Origin of the sequence: Vibrio algicola (assembly GCF_009601765.2) — a bacterium.
Lineage (GTDB): Bacteria > Pseudomonadota > Gammaproteobacteria > Enterobacterales > Vibrionaceae > Vibrio > Vibrio algicola.
Window position 1 is genome coordinate 833,150 of sequence record NZ_CP045699.1, and the last position, 18,797, is coordinate 851,946.

General features: G+C 44.2%; 17 protein-coding genes. 10 read left to right on the forward strand and 7 right to left on the reverse strand.

The genetic code is table 11. The features are described from left to right. Positions 1 to 65 precede the first annotated feature (65 nt). A complete protein-coding gene (locus tag GFB47_RS03815; protein ID WP_153446677.1) occupies positions 66 to 278 on the reverse strand; it encodes a DUF1656 domain-containing protein in 213 nt (70 codons plus the stop codon). 232 nt (positions 279 to 510) lie between these two features. Between GFB47_RS03815 and GFB47_RS03820 the strand changes: the two genes are divergently transcribed. The 7 genes from GFB47_RS03820 to GFB47_RS03850 all read left to right on the forward strand — a co-directional run bounded on the left by GFB47_RS03820 (position 511) and on the right by GFB47_RS03850 (position 9,283). Beyond that, a complete protein-coding gene (locus GFB47_RS03820) occupies positions 511 to 1,797 on the forward strand; it encodes a serine hydrolase domain-containing protein (protein WP_153446679.1) in 1,287 nt (428 codons plus the stop codon). A gap of 335 nt (positions 1,798 to 2,132) precedes the next feature. Continuing rightward, positions 2,133 to 3,446, forward strand: coding sequence for an EAL domain-containing protein (locus tag GFB47_RS03825; protein ID WP_178306440.1), 1,314 nt, complete (start codon positions 2,133 to 2,135; stop codon positions 3,444 to 3,446). 263 nt (positions 3,447 to 3,709) lie between these two features. Then, on the forward strand, positions 3,710 to 5,233 hold the full coding sequence (locus GFB47_RS03830) for a M20 family peptidase (protein WP_153446682.1): 1,524 nt from the start codon (positions 3,710 to 3,712) through the stop codon (positions 5,231 to 5,233). Positions 5,234 to 5,325: 92 nt separating this feature from the next. Further along, complete coding sequence (locus tag GFB47_RS03835; protein WP_153446683.1) at positions 5,326 to 5,937, forward strand: DUF3299 domain-containing protein; 612 nt, start codon at positions 5,326 to 5,328, stop codon at positions 5,935 to 5,937. A 145-nt stretch (positions 5,938 to 6,082) separates the two neighbouring features. Next, positions 6,083 to 6,934, forward strand: coding sequence for a pyridoxal kinase (pdxY, locus tag GFB47_RS03840; protein WP_153446685.1), 852 nt, complete (start codon positions 6,083 to 6,085; stop codon positions 6,932 to 6,934). Positions 6,935 to 7,040: 106 nt separating this feature from the next. Further along, positions 7,041 to 7,943: a LysR family transcriptional regulator gene (locus tag GFB47_RS03845; protein WP_153446686.1), complete on the forward strand. Its 903-nt coding sequence runs from the start codon at positions 7,041 to 7,043 to the stop codon at positions 7,941 to 7,943. A gap of 131 nt (positions 7,944 to 8,074) precedes the next feature. Continuing rightward, on the forward strand, positions 8,075 to 9,283 hold the full coding sequence (locus GFB47_RS03850; protein ID WP_153448136.1) for a BamA/TamA family outer membrane protein: 1,209 nt from the start codon (positions 8,075 to 8,077) through the stop codon (positions 9,281 to 9,283). 470 nt (positions 9,284 to 9,753) lie between these two features. Here the strand turns inward: GFB47_RS03850 and GFB47_RS03855 are convergent, their stop codons facing one another. Further along, complete coding sequence (locus GFB47_RS03855; protein ID WP_153446688.1) at positions 9,754 to 10,743, reverse strand: ChaN family lipoprotein; 990 nt, start codon at positions 10,741 to 10,743, stop codon at positions 9,754 to 9,756. Positions 10,744 to 10,923: 180 nt separating this feature from the next. Between GFB47_RS03855 and GFB47_RS03860 the strand changes: the two genes are divergently transcribed. Beyond that, positions 10,924 to 11,676, forward strand: coding sequence for an endonuclease (locus tag GFB47_RS03860; protein ID WP_178306441.1), 753 nt, complete (start codon positions 10,924 to 10,926; stop codon positions 11,674 to 11,676). 27 nt (positions 11,677 to 11,703) lie between these two features. Here GFB47_RS03860 and rlmA read toward each other — a convergent pair whose 3' ends face one another. The 3 genes from rlmA to gap all read right to left on the reverse strand — a co-directional run bounded on the left by rlmA (position 11,704) and on the right by gap (position 14,794). Continuing rightward, on the reverse strand, positions 11,704 to 12,534 hold the full coding sequence (rlmA, locus tag GFB47_RS03865; protein WP_153446689.1) for a 23S rRNA (guanine(745)-N(1))-methyltransferase: 831 nt from the start codon (positions 12,532 to 12,534) through the stop codon (positions 11,704 to 11,706). Between the two features lie 218 nt (positions 12,535 to 12,752). Continuing rightward, the gene (locus GFB47_RS03870; protein ID WP_153446691.1) at positions 12,753 to 13,637 is read right to left on the reverse strand and encodes a D-hexose-6-phosphate mutarotase; all 885 of its coding nucleotides are present in this window, start codon (positions 13,635 to 13,637) and stop codon (positions 12,753 to 12,755) included. Between the two features lie 161 nt (positions 13,638 to 13,798). Next, entirely contained in the window at positions 13,799 to 14,794 is a 996-nt protein-coding gene (gene gap / locus GFB47_RS03875) for a type I glyceraldehyde-3-phosphate dehydrogenase (RefSeq protein ID WP_153446692.1), read from the reverse strand. 404 nt (positions 14,795 to 15,198) lie between these two features. Between gap and msrB the strand changes: the two genes are divergently transcribed. Further along, positions 15,199 to 15,588, forward strand: a complete 390-nt coding sequence (msrB, locus tag GFB47_RS03880) for a peptide-methionine (R)-S-oxide reductase MsrB (RefSeq protein WP_153446694.1) — start codon at positions 15,199 to 15,201, stop codon at positions 15,586 to 15,588. A 2-nt stretch (positions 15,589 to 15,590) separates the two neighbouring features. Further along, positions 15,591 to 15,869, forward strand: a complete 279-nt coding sequence (locus tag GFB47_RS03885) for a YeaC family protein (RefSeq protein WP_153446695.1) — start codon at positions 15,591 to 15,593, stop codon at positions 15,867 to 15,869. Between the two features lie 100 nt (positions 15,870 to 15,969). Here the strand turns inward: GFB47_RS03885 and ansA are convergent, their stop codons facing one another. Beyond that, positions 15,970 to 16,983, reverse strand: coding sequence for an asparaginase (gene ansA / locus GFB47_RS03890; RefSeq protein ID WP_153446697.1), 1,014 nt, complete (start codon positions 16,981 to 16,983; stop codon positions 15,970 to 15,972). Between the two features lie 267 nt (positions 16,984 to 17,250). Continuing rightward, positions 17,251 to 18,717 (reverse strand): PTS N-acetylmuramic acid transporter subunit IIBC, encoded by a 1,467-nt coding sequence (gene murP, locus GFB47_RS03895; protein ID WP_153446698.1) that lies wholly within the window; start codon positions 18,715 to 18,717, stop codon positions 17,251 to 17,253. Positions 18,718 to 18,797: the final 80 nt, after the last annotated feature.

The following is an 18,797-nucleotide window of genomic DNA, read 5'->3' on the forward strand; positions in this document are numbered from 1 at the left end:
CGGCTCCAGCCCCCAGAACTAGGAGCAGAGTCACCAAATAGCGCTTAACCATTTTCTTCCCCTTATTAAACAATCGAAATAACTTGGCTGAACGCGCCAGTAAAAATCACAAACAGACATATCTCTGCCAGAGTCGGGTGAGAAATGTATCGATAGAGCCCAGTTTTGACTGACATTTTGGTGGTTAGTAGGGTAAGCCCATACGCAAGGGCCGCAACTAATAGCAGTGGCGTGAAATAGACTTCACCCCAAGCGATTTCGTGAGGGATAGCGTGCATAAATGATCTCTGTATAGCGTCTTTGCCGAGAGAGTAACTGCACTTAGTGCGATTCAACACTCGCATCCTATTCACTGATGATTCGAATATGTAGGGTTTGGTCCTTCATATGCGATTGGTTCGCCGCAAAAAAAACGTCAATACTAGGCCCATCAACACGAAATAGACGAACTTATCTTTAAGGTTCACTTTAGGTCACACTTTTTAGACTTCATCATTGAGAGATACCAAAATGAAAAAACTCATCGCTTTATCAATCGCAGCAGCAATTACTTCAGGCGCAGCAATGGCCAACGTCATTGTTAATGAGACAACAACCAACAAAGCGGTTGCCGAAACTCACGACTTTTTCCTTGAAAAAGGAAATCGAGTGAAGCTTCAGTTCCCGATTGCTGAATCTCATTTCGCATGGCAAAACATTAGCCGCTTCTTTAACACGGCTCAGATTGAACGTGATGGCGCAGTTTATCAATTTTCTTACTCTATCGATGACAATATTGGCAATATCAAAGCCACCGTTCAAGGCAAAGAACTTACCCTTAACCAACATTTAGATAATTATCCAGTTGATGCTTTCCTGGTGGTTAAAAATGGTGAGATTGTTTTCGAGCGCTACAACACCATGCGAAAAACAGATAAACACAACTGGTTTTCAAACTCGAAAATTACCACAGGTATCGAACTTGCGAAGTTAGTCGAAGAAGGCAAAGTTAACGAACAAGATCCAGTTTCAAAATACATTCCAGAGCTTAAAGGTTCAGCTTGGGACACAGTGAAGGTTATCGACGTTGCAAACATGGCGACAGGTTTGAACGCAACCGAGCACGACGAACCCAGTCCAGATTCACGTACCAACCCAGAGCAGCCGTTTTTTAAATGGCTAGTTTCTATCGGAGTATTTGACGGTGACTCAACACAAAAGCCGCTTGATGTATTGAGTGAAATGACGCGCCGCCAAGAAGCGGGTAAAACATTCGAATACAACTCGATCAATACGTTTGTGCTTGCTCGAATCATTGAGAATGTTCGCGGTCTGCCAATGAACGAAATAATCAGCCGAGACTTATGGCAGAAAATGGGTGCAAACAATGATGCATACACGGTTGTTTCACCGATCGGCGGTTACCCACTAATGTTCTTCTCCATGAACTCAACCATCGAAGATATGGCTAAGTTTGGTATGCTATTAACGCCATCAGGGTCGAAACTGGGAGAGGGTGCGGTGTCTGAAAAAGTCGTGCAACGAATCCAAGCTTCTGGCAAACAAGAAGCATTCGAAGGTGGTTACGTTGGTAAAGTGATGGCCAATTCATTCTACAACGACAGCAACCTTAAGAACGGTTACATGTTTGATACCATCTTTGAAGATGGAGATTTATATAAAGGCGGCGTTGGCGGTCAGGGTATTTACATTTCACCGGACAAAGATCTCGTTGTTACGTTTTTCTCCACAAGCACAGGTAAGAACCAAGAAGAAACCTATGCCCGAGAAATCGCAAAATACTTCGCAGACAAGTAATATAACTGTAACGAGTTATTTTAAAGAAATCGCACTAGCCTCGACTCAAGTCGGGGCTTTTGTCGAGGAGAGTAAGTTCTAGAAAGTGAGCGCGAATAGTGGCGCTCCCTAATAGATATGTCATTCTCTTTTTAAACAATTTAACAATGATTGGACCTAAAATGGCACTGAAAATCAGGCAGTCTAAAAATTATCTTCGGTTGGTTTACTTTGCACCCATTGTGTTAATAGTTTGCACTGTCGCGATACTCACATCATTGAGCGTTAGAGATACGCTACGATCTTTGGGCGATAGCTATGCAGAAAGTTATAGCCGGATCGTGTTGAATGTCTCGATGGAGAACAAATCGGCTTTGGTTGCGCCACAACAGTGCGGTTTCTTGCAACAAGTGCTGCGTTATGAGAGAGAAATATTAGAGATGCAAATAGTCTCTAATAACCAAATTGTTTGCTCATCATTTGGAGAAGTAGGAACCCGTGAGATTGTCGATATTGAAACGCTCGGCAATGAATCCCAGATATTTCAACTTGCCGCAATGCCCATGTCGAAAAAGGATTTATCCGTTGCGGTAATCAATAGGAGAAATCTTAACGGGCAAGAATACTACGCCGTATCCCTCATCGATTTAGATTACTTGCGAGCGAGTTTAGGTTATCGAACTGACTACAGAGTCAGTTCATCGGCGCTTTTTATTGGTGAAGATTCAGCACCTTACAATACGCCACGTGCCTCTGGTTGGTTTGCTTATGTCGCGCAAACGGACATTCCTCAGCATCAAATCCAAGTTATCGCGAGCAACGAATTGATCATAGAGAAAACCTGGTTTTACTCTTTGGCCGCGATCCCGGGTACTTTGGCCGTGTACATTGGTTTTTTCTTTATTCGTCGACACTTTATTCGCAATCAAGGTTTTCATAATGAAGTGAAACAAGCCATTCGTCGCAAAGAGTTTATCTTGCATTACCAGCCGCAAATGGATTGCAATACGGGAGAACTGTCAGGTGTTGAAGCGTTAGTGCGTTGGATGCACCCTGAGCGCGGTTTGATTTACCCAGATGTGTTTATTCCCGTTCTAGAAGAGTTTGATCTCATTGACCAACTGACTGATATTGTGGTCGAGAGGGCCATCAGTGATTTCTCCTCTTATTCTTTTTCTCAACCTTTTCATTTAGGGATTAACTTTCCTCCTGGTTATTTTGTCTCTTCTGACAAGCAGAGGTTACTGATTGAACAAGCCGCGCTACTGAGAGAGCGAGGTATTCACTTGGGATTAGAGATCACCGAACGCCAATTGCTTGATAGCAGTGCTAAATCCGCCATTGCGTCTTTGCGTCAGTCTGGTTTAGAGGTGCTGATCGACGATTTCGGAACAGGGCAAACATCCCTTGCCATGCTGGAAACTACGCCAATTGATTACCTAAAAATAGATAAGTGTTTTGTCGATAGTATCGGGTCGCAAAGCGCAACAGCACCAGTGCTGGATGCGATTATCTCTATGGCAAAAGGTCTTGATTTGAACATAATTACTGAGGGGGTCGAAGAGCAAAATCAGGCGGATTATCTCGTCTCTCGAGGGGTATATATCCACCAAGGCTACTTGTACAGTAAACCCGTTCCGTTTGAATCCCTCGCACTACCCGTTAAGTAATAACCTCTCGGCACGACACCGAGTCAGTGCCGTTTTTATCCGCCTGTTATAACGCGAACTCCACGCCCATTCACCCCACTAGGTTGTCGACATTCGCATCAGGCGAATGTCGTTTCTCTTTTATCTTCAATAACAGCGATGATTTAAATATGTAGGGTTTGGTCCATCATATGAGATTGGTTCGCCAGAAAAATATCGTCAATACTAAGCCCATCAACACGACACTGATTTAAATTATTTCTCGCGAATAAAGGAAATTAGTAATGACTAAGCAAACCAAACTTTTTAAAGGTATCGCCTCTGCGCTTGCGCTTACAGCAAGTGTGTCTGCTTGGGCAGTGGAAGACCAAGACTTTAGCTCAATGCAAATGCAAGGCGTTGAGCAAGTTGAAGTGAAAGTGGACCTGGAAGGCGCGGCACAACGCCTATCTCAAGCGGTTCAGTTTCCAACCATTTCAAATCAAGACCGCAGTGATTTTGATGAAGAGGCGTTTAACAACTATCACGACTTCTTAGTTGAATCTTACCCTCTAGTACATAAAACACTGAAGCGTGAGCTAGTTGGCGACCCGCGCCCGTTTAGCTTGATTTACACCTGGGAAGGCAAAGATCCATCACTGCCACCTGCGGTATTTATGGCTCACCAAGATGTGGTGCCAATTGCAGAGGAATCTCGCGATCAATGGGAAGTCGAGCCGTTTTCTGGTGAGATAAAAGATGGCTACATTTGGGGACGTGGTTCTCTGGATGACAAAAACCAAATTCACGCCATCTTAGAAGCCACTGAAATGAAGATTAAAGAAGGCTTCCAACCAGAGCGCACCATTTTGTTTGTGTTTGGTCATGATGAAGAAGTTGGCGGACCGGAAGGGGCAAAACACGCAGCGGATATTATTGAGCAGCGTTATGACAAAATTGCCTTTGTGATTGATGAATCAGCGCCACTAATCCCAGGCGTGTTCCCGGGCATTCGTGACAATACGGCCCTAATTGGTATTGCTCAGAAAGGCTACGTGAGCTTGGAGATCGCAATCAATGGTATTGGCGGCCACTCTTCGCAGCCTGCTGGTGAGTCGAATATTGTTGCGCTAGCCAAAGCGGTAGAAAAAGTGGAAGCGGCGCAGTTTCCATACAAGATTCATGATGCGGTTCGCTACCAGTACCGCTTTATGGGGCCAGAGTTACCTGAAGACCAGCAACCAATGTACAAAGCCGTCGCTTATGGTGAGAACGATTCGATCAGCGATCTAGAGCAGAAATTCATTGATGTAATGTCGCAAAACCAAGTAACGCGCGCCATGTTGCACACCACAACCGCAGTGACCATGTTTAACGCCGGTATCAAAGATAATGTATTGCCACCAGCGGCGACAGCGGTAGTGAACTTCCGTCCTATGCCTGGTGATACACCTGAAGTGATTATTGAACACGTGAAAAAAGCTATTGGCGATGAGCGCATCACAGTACGAGATATCTCAGCATCAACGCCAGCAACCAATGTGGCCGATCCAAACGGTGAAGGATACAAAATGCTAGAGAAAACCATTCGCCAAACCTGGGGTAATGATCTGATTGTATCGCCATTCTTTGTAATCGGTGGCTCAGACTCTAAGCACTTCCAAGCGCGTGACTTTGCACCGGATGTGTACACCATTACCGCTTTGCAACTAGAAAATGTCAAAGAGTTTGAAGGTTTCCATGGTGTGAACGAACGTATTCTGGTTGATGAATATGGTCGCTCAATCGGATTCTTCTACAAACTGATGGATAACCTAGAAAACCTTTAATCAAAGCCGTACGGACCGTGGCGCAACGCGCTGCGGTCATCGCTTCCATCTGGCATGACCAACATGCTCTATCTACTTTGGGGAACAAACGAATGAAAAACATACTGCTAATGTTCGCATTGATCGCGCCTTTGGCTAATGCAGCAGACACTTTGTCATGGGACTCTCTTCGCCCGCAAAACACACAGCAGCAGAGTTTATCTCCGAGTGACAAAGCATTGGTTACAGAGATTTATGTCTATGAAGTGGCTCAACAAAGCCGCAAACTTAGCCCAATGGAACACGATGGCTACATCAAGCGTATTGAACTCGCAGAGAAACGCGGGTTGAACGTGAGAGAGGCACTTGATGAAATGGTGAGTGGTAAGCGTTATGCCAATGCCATTATTCCTGACTTGCAAGTGAATGACATGAAACTAGGTGGCTTTTTGGTACCACTAGAGATGGAAGGCTTAGTCGGGACGCAATTTATTTTGGTGCCAACGGCGGGCGCTTGTGTTCATACACCACCGCCACCGGCGAATCAAACTATCTTGGTTGACTTCCCTGAAGGCTATCAGATGCAAAGCCTTTACACGCCTGTTTGGGTCGAAGGGGATATCAAGGCAGGAGGGGTGTCTGCATCCGTTGCACTATCGGACGGTAATCAGGATATCGAAATTGGTTATGTTATCGATGCCTCTGACATCGTGGCCTATCAATAGCGCTTAGCATCGCCGTAACGGGAGCGTCGCTCACTTGTTACGGTTCTAAGCCATCAACAGTATTAATTTTCGCCCTTAGCCGCATACTCGCACAAGCTCACCATTGTCTCTGACGACAATGAAACTTAATTAGGTGACTCACATTATGAAAAGCGTTATTTCCATCCAGCCCCATTTGGTTTGTGGTCACGCAGGCAATAGCTCTACGATTTTCCCGGTTCAGCGTATGGGGGTTGAAACATGGGCAATTAACAGCTTGCAGTGTTCAGATGTCTCCGAGCACCCGGTGAGCTTCAGTTGTCCAGCGGAAATCGTTTCTGAACTAGTGCAAGCTTTAGATCGAAATGAGCGACTTAACCACTGCAATGCGATTATTTCTGGGTATCAAAGTTCATTGGCGCACAATCAAGCGGTTTATCAAGCGGTTCAGTTGGTGAAGTCTCACAGTGTTGGCGCCTTGTATGTTTGTCATCCGTCGCTTAATGGTGAAAGTGAGGCGCATCCTACCGATCCAGAGGCACATCGCTATATTGTGGAGCAACTGATGCCACTAGCGGATGTGTTGATCTGTCAACCAGAAACACTGCAACAATTTACTGGCACAGTCATTAAAGATGAACAAGATGCTGCTCATGCTTGTCAGCAGGCATTGGCAAAGGGGCCCAAAATCGTGCTCGTGAGCAAGGTACCGTGTGTGGCGGATGGAAGTATTTCGATGATGTTAGCCACGCCGAAAAACCTCTACTCAGTACAAAGGCCTTGGCTTGAATTCGCTAAGGAGCCGGTTGGAGTGGACGATTTGCTCACCGCGGTTTATTCGGCTTGTTTGGTCAATCGTATGTCACCGGTTGTGGCGCTGCGTCATACCAATAACGCCTTGTATGGTGTACTAGAGACAACACTCGATAGTGGCAGTGATGTGCTACAAACCATTAGCGCACAATATGAGTTTGTTGAACCGACCCATGACTTCGCGGTGCTGAAACACGTTTTCTGATAGGCGAGTCAAATAATAGTGTTGATAGGTGATTGATTGCGCTGGTTATCATCACAATAAAAGTGCTATCTTGAGGATATTCATCCCCAACCAGCCAGCCATTACTATGAACTTTAGTCTTGAACAGCTATTGGCATTTGTCACCGTTTATGAACACCTTTCTTTTAGCAAGGCCGCGGTAAAACTCAATAAGCATCGTACGACCATAGGTCAGGTTATCACTAACCTTGAAGACCAGCTTGCCGTTACTTTGTTTGAACGTATTGGCCGCTCTGTCGAACCTACCGAAGATGGTCATCTTCTTTATCATTATGCCAAGCAAGCGATCGAGCAAGCGCGCGTGTTTGATAAAATCGCTCTCAGTCTTTCCTACGGCGAGTTGGAACGGGTGGTGATTGCCTATCCAAGCTTTGTACCACATCAAGCTCTGTTTTTGATCCGCCAACAATTAGCCCAAGATTTCCCGACCATGCGTGTAGAATTTTTGGTGCGCGGCCGCGATGAAATTAAGCAAGGCATCGTTGATGGCAGCATTCACTTTGGTTTGGCGAATATTCACGAAAGTACCGCAATCCATAGTTTTGATTCGACCTTTTTAGGCCATGTTGAGTTCTTGCCTTACGTGCAAGCTGGCGGCCGATTGGCGCAAATGGACAAAGCCGCAGTCGTGGGTGAACTGCAAACAGAAAGACAGTTCATGCTCAAATCACTGGTGGATGAGGGCTTGGCCGAAAAGTTTGTCTATTCAGCCAACAACGAGCAAGTCGATCAGCTGGCTTTGGTGATTAAAATGATCAAAGAAGGGCTGGGCTGGGCCTGGTTGCCGAAAGCCTTGTCTGAGTCTCAATTTGCGCTAGAGGGGGTATCACCACTCAAGTTTGATATGATGTTAGAAGGCATGAAACTCCCCATCTCCCTGTGGTGCCCACACGCCAAAAATATCAAAGCGGTGAGAGGGGCAATCATCAAAGCGATTAGCGAACATGTGCAGACATACAAATCTCGTTAGCCTTAGAGAGCTTACGTAGGCTCAGATCCTACGTAAGCGATTCAGAACCTTTCATTCGTTTAGTTATAGTCAACTCATTCAAGGCCTAGCGCCACCGCCACTGAGCCTCTGCTCATTTTGAGAAGACTATGATGAACAAAATACACCCGCTGATCTTGGCTTGTGCCACTACCTTATTCGCTTCATATAGCAGTGCCTCGTTTTTTGACAGCCATGATGGGCAGTTTGATCTTGGGCATCATATTGCTGAGAACGCTTACGGCTTCTTGCCAGTACCCATCTTAATCACTGAGCCGGCGGTTGGAGTTGGTGGAGGTGTCGCTGGGCTATTTTTACACGAAGATGAGCAGGCTAAGGAGAAGCGCAAACAGGCAGCGCTAGCAGCGGTGGATGGGGGCGCTCAGTTAGTGCCCGCTGCCATGACTCTGGTCGGGGCGGCGGGCACGGAGAATGGCTCTTGGTTTGCGTTTGCCGGGCATCGACATTCTTGGTTAAAAGATTCGATCCGATACACAGGTGGACTGGGCGTTGGCGAAGCTAAACTCGATATTTATCAACCAATTCAGTTTGATGGCGTCGGCCCATTGCCTGCAATCGATACCCTTAGGTTTGGTACTACGACCCAAGTGGCAGGCTTGATGCAAAAACTTCAGTTTCGAGTGAAAGACACGCCACTGATGTTAGGCGCCAAACAAGTGCTCGCAGTTTCTAGTGTTGATCTAAATTTTTACGGAAAACTGGGCCAAGCCATTGATAAGCTAAGCCAGCATTTTGACCTTGAACAGTTAGGCAACACGTCGGTGACATCGGGGCTGGGGCTGGTGGTTGATTACGATACGCGTGACAACTTGTTCTACCCGACTCAAGGGTATCAGCTCAGTGCTGAGTATATGGCTTATGATGAGGCGATTGGTAGCGATTACAACTATCAAAATCTTTCGCTTAACGGACAGGTCTATTTTCCGCTGGGTGATGCTTGGAATCTGGCGTTTGCTGGGAACTATCAACATTTCTCTAGTGATGATCGGTTGATAACGCCAACTGCAAAACCTTACGTAGCGCTGCGAGGTGTTTCGTCGTATCGCTACCAAGGTGATGAGATACTCACCGTACAGACTCAGCTTAGTTATGATATTGATAATCGCTGGAAAGTCTCTGCATTTTACGGACATGGTGTCGCGCAGCAGCGCAATTCCGAAGATGCCCTGAACCAAGTAGACGCTTATGGGGTCGGATTTCGCTACCATATTGCTCGGCGTTATGGCCTTCGTTTAGGTGTCGATATTGCGTTCAGCGATCAAGAAAGTGCACTGTACTTTAATATTGGTAGCGGGCTCTAACTGTTTTTAAGTTCAGAGAGATTAGCTAAGCAGTCAGAGGAAAGGCTGTAGTGAACTTGAGTTTACCCAAACTTAACTTATCTGAACTTTGTAGCATGGAGCATAAACTCCAAGTCATTTTTGTCCAAAAGTTTCTTAAGCGGAGTTCTGGCTGTATGATGCAAAGGAGGGTTGCTCGCTTTTATCGCAGAGCACTGGTTAGCGATGGAATTTCGAGAATTGCTTTGATCGACTTGAGGGAAAAGTTGAGAATTTCGGGGTGATTTTCTCAGGTTTTGGTTAGATAAAGAGGTTTTTGTTGAGAAAGCCATGAACCCATTGGTATTGCTGGTCTCTCTCATGATTCATAAAAACAAAAATTAATTCTTGCACAAGTTGAATCATCCAAATCGCAAGCAATTGATTTTAAATTGTAATAATCAGCATTATGCCGCTCAACTTATGATAAGAGAGCGGCATTTTTTATAGAGTTAATTCACACCATCGCAATCAAGTTCTTGGCTACGTTTGCCTAGTGTTTTGTAAGCGGCTAGCCGGTTCTCTTTTTTAATAAATCGAGTTGGCGGGGCAAGGACGTGCAGTTGAAAGTCGGGCGAGTCTTTAAGAATAGATTCAGTTGGCGTAATAATCAAAATGTTCAAATCTGGGTTTAAGCGTAACATGGCCGCCGCCGTTCCCAGCCCATCTTCGGTATGAAACATGCCGGCAATATGTATGATGTGTTTACTTGGATGTTGCGACAAATAATTGACCATAGATTCCGCAATGGTGGCATCCCAAGTTGCTTGCGCTGCATATTGAGTTTCATTTTGCTGTGCGCTGCCGTGGTGCATAGAATCCATAAACTTTTGTTTGTATGGGCTGTCTTCGATATTGATCACTTTTGCTACCCAAGCGAGTGATTGCTCGGGTTGCTTATCTAAATAGCTTAATCCTTGTTTAGCGATACATTGCACCATAGTTTTTGGCGCATTAGCCGCGATAACATCAATATGATTGGTTTTGGCCAGTTCGACTAAAGGCCGATAATCACTTTCATAATTGGGCCAAGCTTTCCCTTTTTGTATCAGCGTTTGTTCGCCTATTTCACCCTCTAAATACTCATTAACGACCGCTTGTTTATCTCGGCTAAATTGCTCCATCGAAAGAGCAACAGCGCGAGGTTGTTGAATAAGTGCTTGCAGTAGCTGGGTTTGAAAAAGATGGATCCCTGCGTGGGTATGCCATTCTCCCACCAAGATCACATCGGCGGTTTGCGCTTGCAGAGCCATTTTCTCAACACTCAGCGCTTGTCCTGTTTTGGAGTACAACTGAAAGTCATAGAAGGTGTTAACTTTGGCAGCGGAAGCAAGGGGAGCTGGGTTACTCAATGGCACAGGAGAAGACGTTGAACACCCGACAAGCAGAATGAAGCTGACTAGCCCGAATAAAATGTTGAAGGGTTTTGTGGTTATTATCATGATGCTTCCTTGCTGCGGATAGACTGAGCGAATCAATGTCGAAGCATACCGGATATTTAAAATAATCAAAACGAATGATAATTATTATCAATTGATATATTTGTATTTATAGGTATTACTAAAGTATGGGAAAGTCTTTACAATAGCAGTCAATAAGACGTAACGAGGTTTAGATGTATCATGGGATTATTGCCCGTAGTCAGTCGTTTGTTCGGGGTGATAGCCTTAACGCTTCCCACTTTGAGCTATGCTACTCCCAATATTAGTATCGATTCTTTTTCCAAAGCCAAGCGCTTGCTAATGAGCGAAGTGTATAACCAAGATCCCGCACGTCATACGGTGTATTGCAATATTCCGTTTAATGCCAAAAAGCAAACCCAATTGCCAACCGGCTTTGATCACAGTTTGTATACCAAACGATCACAACGTATTGAGTTTGAACACATTGTTCCCGCTGAAAACTTTGGCAGCAGTTTCAAACAGTGGCGTGAGGGTGATGAAAAATGTGTTTCGAGCAAAGGTAAAGCGTATAAAGGACGTAAGTGCGCCACCAAAGCGAGTGAGGCTTTTCGCTTAATGCAAGCGGATGGTTATAACTTGTATGCGGCGGTTGGGTCAGTCAATGCTTATCGTTCTAACTATAATTTCCAAATGCTTTCTGGCACTCAAAGTGATTTCGGCTCGTGCGATTTCCATGTCGATAATCGTAAAGCGCAGCCACCAGTATTTGCCCGTGGTTTAATTGCGCGAACCTATTTGTATTTTGATGAGACTTACTCAAGTTTTAATATTAGTCGCCAGCAACGCCAACTGTTTACCGCTTGGGATAAGCAATATCCTGTGACTCAATTTGAATGTGGTAAAGCTAAAATTGTCGAAAAATATCAACATAATAGCAATCCTATCTTAGCTGATCGCTGCCGCAGCCTCTAACAGGTATCGCGTGTCTAAGTCTGATTTTTAGCGTGTCAGTTTTTTATAAACTCGCAGCATAAAATCCGCCTCGCAATCAAATTGTGTGGCGGTTTTTAATTGCTGGCGTAGCTCTGCGCTGGCTTTCCATGCGAAAGGCGTCATCTGCAATAAGTCATCGGCTTGTTCGCCACTAAGTTGCATCTCATAGCTCAATTTTGATTGTTCAATCAATTCAAAACCGGCCATCTCTTCTACCGTTTCATCATGCAAATGCACTTGACTATAAACCTGTTCACGCAGTTGATATAAGTGGCGCGCGGCTGGCGTAACGGTGATCATCACTCCTTGTTCGGTTAATACTCGTTCTAGTTCCTGGGCTTGGCAAGGGGCATAAATACGCACCACGGCATCAAGACTGTGGTTAGCAAATGGCAAGCGATGACTTGAGGCAACACAATATTGCATGTGTTGAGTGGTATAACGCTTGGCCGCATAACGAATGGCGACTTTGGAAATATCCAGCCCATAAGTGACCGCATTGATGGATTGTGACGCCAGTTTTTCGGACAAATAAGCAGTGTAATAGCCCTCGCCACAGCCAATATCTAACACTTGATGTTGGCTGTTCTTGGTGTGTTTTAAGCACAGGTTTGTGACCGATTTACGCATGGGATGATACTGATCTGAGGCTAAAAATCGACGACGAGCTTGCATCATATCGACATTATCACCCGGCTGCTTAGAGCGTTTATGTTGCACCGGCATCAAATTAACATAACCTTCTTTGGCACTATCGAACTGGTGATTATTTTCACATTGAAATCCGCCAATACGAGCAATAAGAGTATGATGGCAAAGTGGGCATTGGTAAGACATGGTAATTGGTATCGTCGTTTTGAGTGAGAGTTTGGATGAAGGGTATTTTAGTCGATCTTGTCGCTTTATAAAGCAATATTTATCATAGCCGCGAGTGATGAAGATGTTTGGCTGCAGGAGCTGAAAAAGCCAGCACCCGCAGGCCGTGTTTTGGTTTTGCAGCTGTGATTTAGCGCTTGTTCAGCACTCATTCTGCCGTAACTCGGACTCAGTGTTCTTTAGGCTTTGATGCCAATTTCCGTGCTTAGAGTATGGCTTTCACCGGGTTGCAACGTTTTACCTTGTTCTAGGCTTGGCGCATGTAATGTTGACTCGACACACACCATTGTTTGGTAGCCATCATCATCCATATCGCCCATATTGATTGCCAGTTCCCACGGATTCCAAATAACCGCCGCATTATCACCTTGGTTTTTAACCGTAATAGTACGCTGATGTTTAGGGTCGGTGATGTCGATACACTCTTGAGGCTGAGTGTAGACGCGATCTACGCCGGCTTTAAAGTTTAATGCATTGCCACCAAGACAAGCTTTGCCACTTTGTAAGTTGTCTAAGTAATTATCACCCATGCCAGTAATAGCGGTGTCATTAATATCGGCAATATTGAAATAGCTGTGCAGCGCGCCAGAGAAAGTCCATGCATTGCTATCGGTATTGGTGACGGTAAGAGACACTTTTAAGCATTCAGACACTTCCATATTAAGCACCGCATCAAATTGATGAGGCCAAATATCAAGTGTAGTGTCATTTGGACGCAAACCAAGACTCACTATAACGCCTTGTTCATTTTCTCTATGCTCAATCAGCTGCCATTCACTTGAACGAGCAAACCCATGCGCTGGAGCCGCAATGCGACCGAACCAAGGCCAACAGACTGGAATACCGCCACGCAAAGCAGTATTGCCATCAAAAATAGCCCGCTCGCTCATCCAAATAACATCTTGTTGATCGATAGGTTTAAATGACACCACATGACCACCGAAAAGAGAAATACCCGCTTCGGCTTTGTCATGTTTAACTCGGACGATTTTGATTCCGTCTTTTTGTACGATAGTGACACAATCAGATAATACGCTGATGATTGGGAGACCGTTAAGATTCATGCAAAGGTTCCTCGTTATATCTCAATAGGTTTCTTTATACAAAGAGAACGAATATCGAGCATTCATGATTTTTAGGTATAAAAAAAGGCGACACAATGGCCGCCTCAATCGTTACTTAACAAGAGTTGTTACTCAGTTAAGAGCTAAACACTGCTTTCTAATTACTTAGAGATGTGAGTGATTAGGTCAAGAACTTTGTTTGAGTAACCGATTTCGTTGTCGTACCAAGATACAACTTTAACGAATTTGTCGTTAAGTGCGATACCAGCTTTAGCATCAAATACTGAAGTTTGAGTTTCGCCGATGAAATCTTGAGAAACAACTGCATCTTCAGTGTAACCAAGAACACCTTTAAGAGAACCTTCAGATGCTGCTTTCATAGCTGCACAGATAGCTTCGTAAGATGCACCGTTTTTAAGGTTAACAGTTAAGTCAACAACAGAAACGTTAGCAGTTGGTACGCGGAAAGCCATACCAGTTAGTTTGCCGTTTACTTCAGGAAGTACAACGCCTACTGCTTTAGCTGCACCAGTTGAAGATGGGATGATGTTTTGAGAAGCACCACGGCCACCGCGCCAGTCTTTCGCAGAAGGACCATCTACAGTTTTTTGAGTTGCTGTAGTTGCGTGAACTGTTGTCATAAGACCAGATTCGATACCGAACTCGTCGTTAAGAACTTTAGCGATTGGCGCTAGGCAGTTAGTAGTACAAGATGCGTTAGAAACGATATCTTGACCAGCGTAAGTTGCGTGGTTAACACCCATAACGAACATTGGAGTTGCGTCTTTAGATGGACCAGTTAGTACAACTTTCTTAGCACCAGCTGTGATGTGTTTACGAGCAGTTTCGTCAGTTAGGAAAAGACCAGTTGCTTCAGCTACAACGTCAACGTTGATAGCATCCCACTTAAGATCTTCAGGGTTACGCTCAGCAGTTACACGAACAGTTTTGCCGTTTACTACTAGGTTACCGTCTTTAACTTCAACAGTGCCGTTGAAACGACCGTGAGTTGAGTCATACTTAAGCATGTATGCCATGTACTCAACATCGATAAGGTCATTGATGCCTACAACTTCGATGTTGTCACGCTCAACAGATGCACGGAAAACGAAACGTCCAATACGGCCAAAACCGTTAATACCAACTTTGATAGTCATTAGTAGTTGCTCCACAACTTAATTTAAGATTAAAGATAACTGGTTGTAAAAATACAGAATCCAGTTCTTTCCTGCAAGGAATAATCGGTCTTTACTTGTTTAAAGTCAAAAAAAAGAGTTACTTTCTTTCGCTTTTAACATTAAGTGACCAAATTACATCCATTAATTCTTACTAAAGTTCAAGGCTTTATGATAAGCCTGTAGCTATTTTTGTTGCTGGTGCTGATTATACCCTAATGTGATTCAAGTCACCATCTAAGGTATGGTGAAAAGTATGTGCCACATTGTTGTGATAACGCAAGTATTTGTTTAAATGATTCAATGGTAGACTCGGTTTATTGATGTTTTATGGATAACAATCGCTTGGTGAAAAATAAGCGAGAAATGAGTTTGTAAGGATAAGTATGAAAAAGACAACCCAGCAGTGGCAACAAGAATTGAATGATGAGCAATTTCGGGTGTGCCGAGAAGGCGGGACTGAAGCGCCATATTCCGGCACTCTATTGCATAATAAAGATACGGGCATTTATCAGTGTACTTGTTGTCAGGCCGATTTGTTTCGCTCTGAGGATAAATTTGATTCAGGTTGTGGTTGGCCAAGTTTTGATGCCGCGATTAATAAAGACGCGGTGAAATACTTAAAAGACAGCAGCCATGGTATGCATCGAATTGAAGTGCGTTGTGCCCATTGTGACAGTCATTTAGGGCATGTATTTCAAGATGGTCCGCAAGACACGACCGGTCAGCGTTACTGTGTGAATTCAGTGTCTTTACGTTTTAATCAAGAGGATTGAGTATGGATGTCGAGCAATTATTAGCGGCTATGACGCCGGAAGTGTATGAGCGATTAAATTATGCCATTGAAACCGGTCGCTGGTTAGATGGGTCACCGATTTCTCAACAACAACGTGATTCTTGCATGCAAGCGGTGATGCTCTATCAATCTAAAAACAACCATGATCCGCAACACATGAGTGTCGGTGCGGGTGGTGAAGTGGCGTTTAAATCGAAATCAGAATTGAAAAAGCAATTTGCCGAAGGGCAAGACGATATTATTCGCGTAGCGGCTGAGTGAGTTGTCAACAATGCGATCCAATAAAAGAAGATAAAGCGTTAGAGTGATACTCGGCTTTATCTTCTTTTTATGGCTGAGAAATGTCATTAATTCGCGCTGGTTATAAGCTCATTTCGCCGCGCAAAACTTGTTTCATCTGGGTTTTAATTTCATCATAGGTTAAATTTTTGCTCAACAGGTAGTGCAATTTAGCTAACGCCGCTTCATGGGTCATATCATAACCACTGATCACGCCCGCTTCTGCTAACGAAACTCCGGTCGCATAACCATCCATATTCACTTTGCCAGCCAAACATTGAGTTAGGTTAACCACAATCACGCCTCGCTCTGACGCGTCTTTTAAATGGGCGAGCATGTCTTTATTTTGTGGCGCATTGCCAACACCGAAAGTCAGCAAGATCATTGCATTGACAGGTTGGAGTAGGGTGTTGCGGATCACTTCATGTGAAATGCCAGGGTACATAGTGATCACGCCGATCGGTTGTGGCGTAATGGTATGCACTTTAAATTCGCCCTGCGGTTTTTTGTCGATTAATTCAGGGTTACTGACTTGAATACTGATCCCCGCCTCAAGTAGCACCGGTAAATTAGGCGAACTAAAAGCGCTAAACCCATCGGCGCGAGACTTGGTACTGCGATTACCACGCATCAATTGGTTATTAAAAAATAACGTCACCTCATTGATAGGGTAGTTGGCGGCAATGTGCAGCGCATTTAAAAGATTGGCTTGACCGTCTGATCGCAGTTCCGACAATGGGATTTGTGAACCAGTCACAATCACCGGCTTGCCTAAATTTTCAAACATAAATGATAACGCAGCCGCGGTATACGCCATGGTATCAGTGCCATGTAAAATCACAAAGCCATCATATTGGTCGTAATTGGCTTGAATATCATCAGCGATATGTTGCCAATCATTGGGCGTCATATCCGATGAATCCATTAAGGGCGCATATTCATGTACGGTAAATAATGGCATTTCTTCACGATGGAACTCTGGCATTGCTTGCAGTTGCGCAGTCATAAAACCATCGGCAGGAATGTAGCCGTGTGGAGAGCGTTTCATGCCAATAGTGCCGCCAGTGTAGGCAACATAAATATGTTTTCTTGTCATAGTCAAAACTCGTGTTATCGCAAAAAACTAAGCGATATAGGATGGATAGGAACAGGCGGTCAGTATATAACATCAAGGTACAGTTTAAAAAAGAAACCCCCTAAAACTATGAAGTTGTAGGGGGCGGCTATACAAGCAAATTAGGGGGGAATCTTTAATAGCAACAAGAAACAACTAATCCTTTATTATTATCTTCTCGCTAATTAAGAGTTATGTCGGATTATCCGATCTGTTTTTATAGGTTCCGTTGTCATTTATATTAACGATTTAGCTTAAATCCACATTTTTAGTGCCGAAGAAGTAGGTCACTACAAAACCGACACCGTAACTGATTAATAAGCCTGCGCCATAAACCATCATGGCAGGGAAGATCCCACTGTTTGAGGTCATCAGAGGCAGTGACACAATACCGGATGGACCAAAGACGGTGTTTAAACCTACTGGTAAACCTAGGTAAGAGACTAAGCCGATAAAGAAACCACCGGCTGCGCCACCAATACATGCTGTCACAAATGGTTTAACACGAGGCAAGGTCACACCATAAATTAATGGTTCGCCAATGCCTAAGATGCCAGGGATTATTGAGCCTTTAATTTGCACTCGCAGTAGTGAATCTTTGTGAGCTTTGACATACAACGCTGCCGCCGCGCCAACTTGACCACCGCCGGCCATGGCAAGGATTGGGAATAGTGAGTTAAACCCTTGGGTTTCCATTAAAGCAAAATAAACGGGCACAAAACCTTGGTGAATACCAAACATCACCGAGATTAAAAATACACCAGCCAAAATAGCAGAACCAATCGGGTTACCATTTAGGTGTAGAAATAACCATGACATGCCTTGGAATAAGTAACCCCCTAGCGGCATGATCACAACAAAGGTCACCGCCCCCATAAACAGGAGAGTTAGGCTAGAAGTCAAGATCATATCGAGATCATCTGGCATGTACTTACGAATAAAACGCTCCACTTTTGCGCCAACAATCGCGGCAATTAGTACCCCAATAATATTACCGCGTGGATCAATCGTATGACCAAAGAAGTCGCTCATGCCCGAGTAAATACCAGAGGTAGCATCTGGGTTATAGCCTAATACAAACAGTGAGGCTATAATTGCGCCATTAACACCGGAACCTCCAAAGGCTTTTTGGGCGTTATAACCGATTAAAATGCTTAAGAAGCTAAATAGACCTTTACCAAAGACTTTAAAATAATTAACCAGATCAACCAAAATAAGGTTAGGGTGAGCTTGTTCGGTAATATAAATTTGTTCCAAAACGGTGGCGACACCCAGTAACATACCCGCGGCAATAAAACCTGGGATCAAAGGGGTGAAAATGGTGGCAAATTTACTTAAAAACTGTTGAATGCTACTGGTTTGTTTGGCTTTCATCTGCTTTTTTTGATCGGAAGCAATGTCTTTTAAATCTGAATTGTCGCCTTGTGATTGCAGACTAGCTTGATCTGGATTATCGCTAATTTGAGATAAACATTGGTTCATCATTTCCGCTGCGGTTTGCGCTTTACCTGGGCCTAAAATGATTTGTAATTGCTCATCACTTTCAACCACTCCCATAACGCCGGTAATGCGCTTTAGTTGGTCGGCTTGAACCAAATCATTATTATTTAATGTTAAGCGTAAGCGAGTCATACAATTACCCGCCAGAGCAATGTTTGCCTTCCCCCCGACCAATTCAATAATCGAATCAATCATTGGTTGTGTAATTTTAGCCATGTGTCACCCTCTAAATTTTGCTGCGATATCGAACAGAAACGCTTTTGATTTTTATTATAAGAATTTCATTTTATTGAAAT

Excerpts from the sequence above, each read along its gene's own strand:
- GFB47_RS03815 (WP_153446677.1), bottom strand. The coding sequence starts at position 278 with ATGCACGCTATCCCTCACGAAATCGCTTGGGGTGAAGTCTATTTCACG.
- GFB47_RS03820 (WP_153446679.1), top strand. The coding sequence starts at position 511 with ATGAAAAAACTCATCGCTTTATCAATCGCAGCAGCAATTACTTCAGGC.
- GFB47_RS03825 (WP_178306440.1), top strand. The coding sequence starts at position 2,133 with ATGGAGAACAAATCGGCTTTGGTTGCGCCACAACAGTGCGGTTTCTTG.
- GFB47_RS03830 (WP_153446682.1), top strand. The coding sequence starts at position 3,710 with ATGACTAAGCAAACCAAACTTTTTAAAGGTATCGCCTCTGCGCTTGCG.
- GFB47_RS03835 (WP_153446683.1), top strand. The coding sequence starts at position 5,326 with ATGAAAAACATACTGCTAATGTTCGCATTGATCGCGCCTTTGGCTAAT.
- pdxY (WP_153446685.1), top strand. The coding sequence starts at position 6,083 with ATGAAAAGCGTTATTTCCATCCAGCCCCATTTGGTTTGTGGTCACGCA.
- GFB47_RS03845 (WP_153446686.1), top strand. The coding sequence starts at position 7,041 with ATGAACTTTAGTCTTGAACAGCTATTGGCATTTGTCACCGTTTATGAA.
- GFB47_RS03850 (WP_153448136.1), top strand. The coding sequence starts at position 8,075 with ATGAACAAAATACACCCGCTGATCTTGGCTTGTGCCACTACCTTATTC.
- GFB47_RS03855 (WP_153446688.1), bottom strand. The coding sequence starts at position 10,743 with ATGATAATAACCACAAAACCCTTCAACATTTTATTCGGGCTAGTCAGC.
- GFB47_RS03860 (WP_178306441.1), top strand. The coding sequence starts at position 10,924 with ATGGGATTATTGCCCGTAGTCAGTCGTTTGTTCGGGGTGATAGCCTTA.
- rlmA (WP_153446689.1), bottom strand. The coding sequence starts at position 12,534 with ATGTCTTACCAATGCCCACTTTGCCATCATACTCTTATTGCTCGTATT.
- GFB47_RS03870 (WP_153446691.1), bottom strand. The coding sequence starts at position 13,637 with ATGAATCTTAACGGTCTCCCAATCATCAGCGTATTATCTGATTGTGTC.
- gap (WP_153446692.1), bottom strand. The coding sequence starts at position 14,794 with ATGACTATCAAAGTTGGTATTAACGGTTTTGGCCGTATTGGACGTTTC.
- msrB (WP_153446694.1), top strand. The coding sequence starts at position 15,199 with ATGAAAAAGACAACCCAGCAGTGGCAACAAGAATTGAATGATGAGCAA.
- GFB47_RS03885 (WP_153446695.1), top strand. The coding sequence starts at position 15,591 with ATGGATGTCGAGCAATTATTAGCGGCTATGACGCCGGAAGTGTATGAG.
- ansA (WP_153446697.1), bottom strand. The coding sequence starts at position 16,983 with ATGACAAGAAAACATATTTATGTTGCCTACACTGGCGGCACTATTGGC.
- murP (WP_153446698.1), bottom strand. The coding sequence starts at position 18,717 with ATGGCTAAAATTACACAACCAATGATTGATTCGATTATTGAATTGGTC.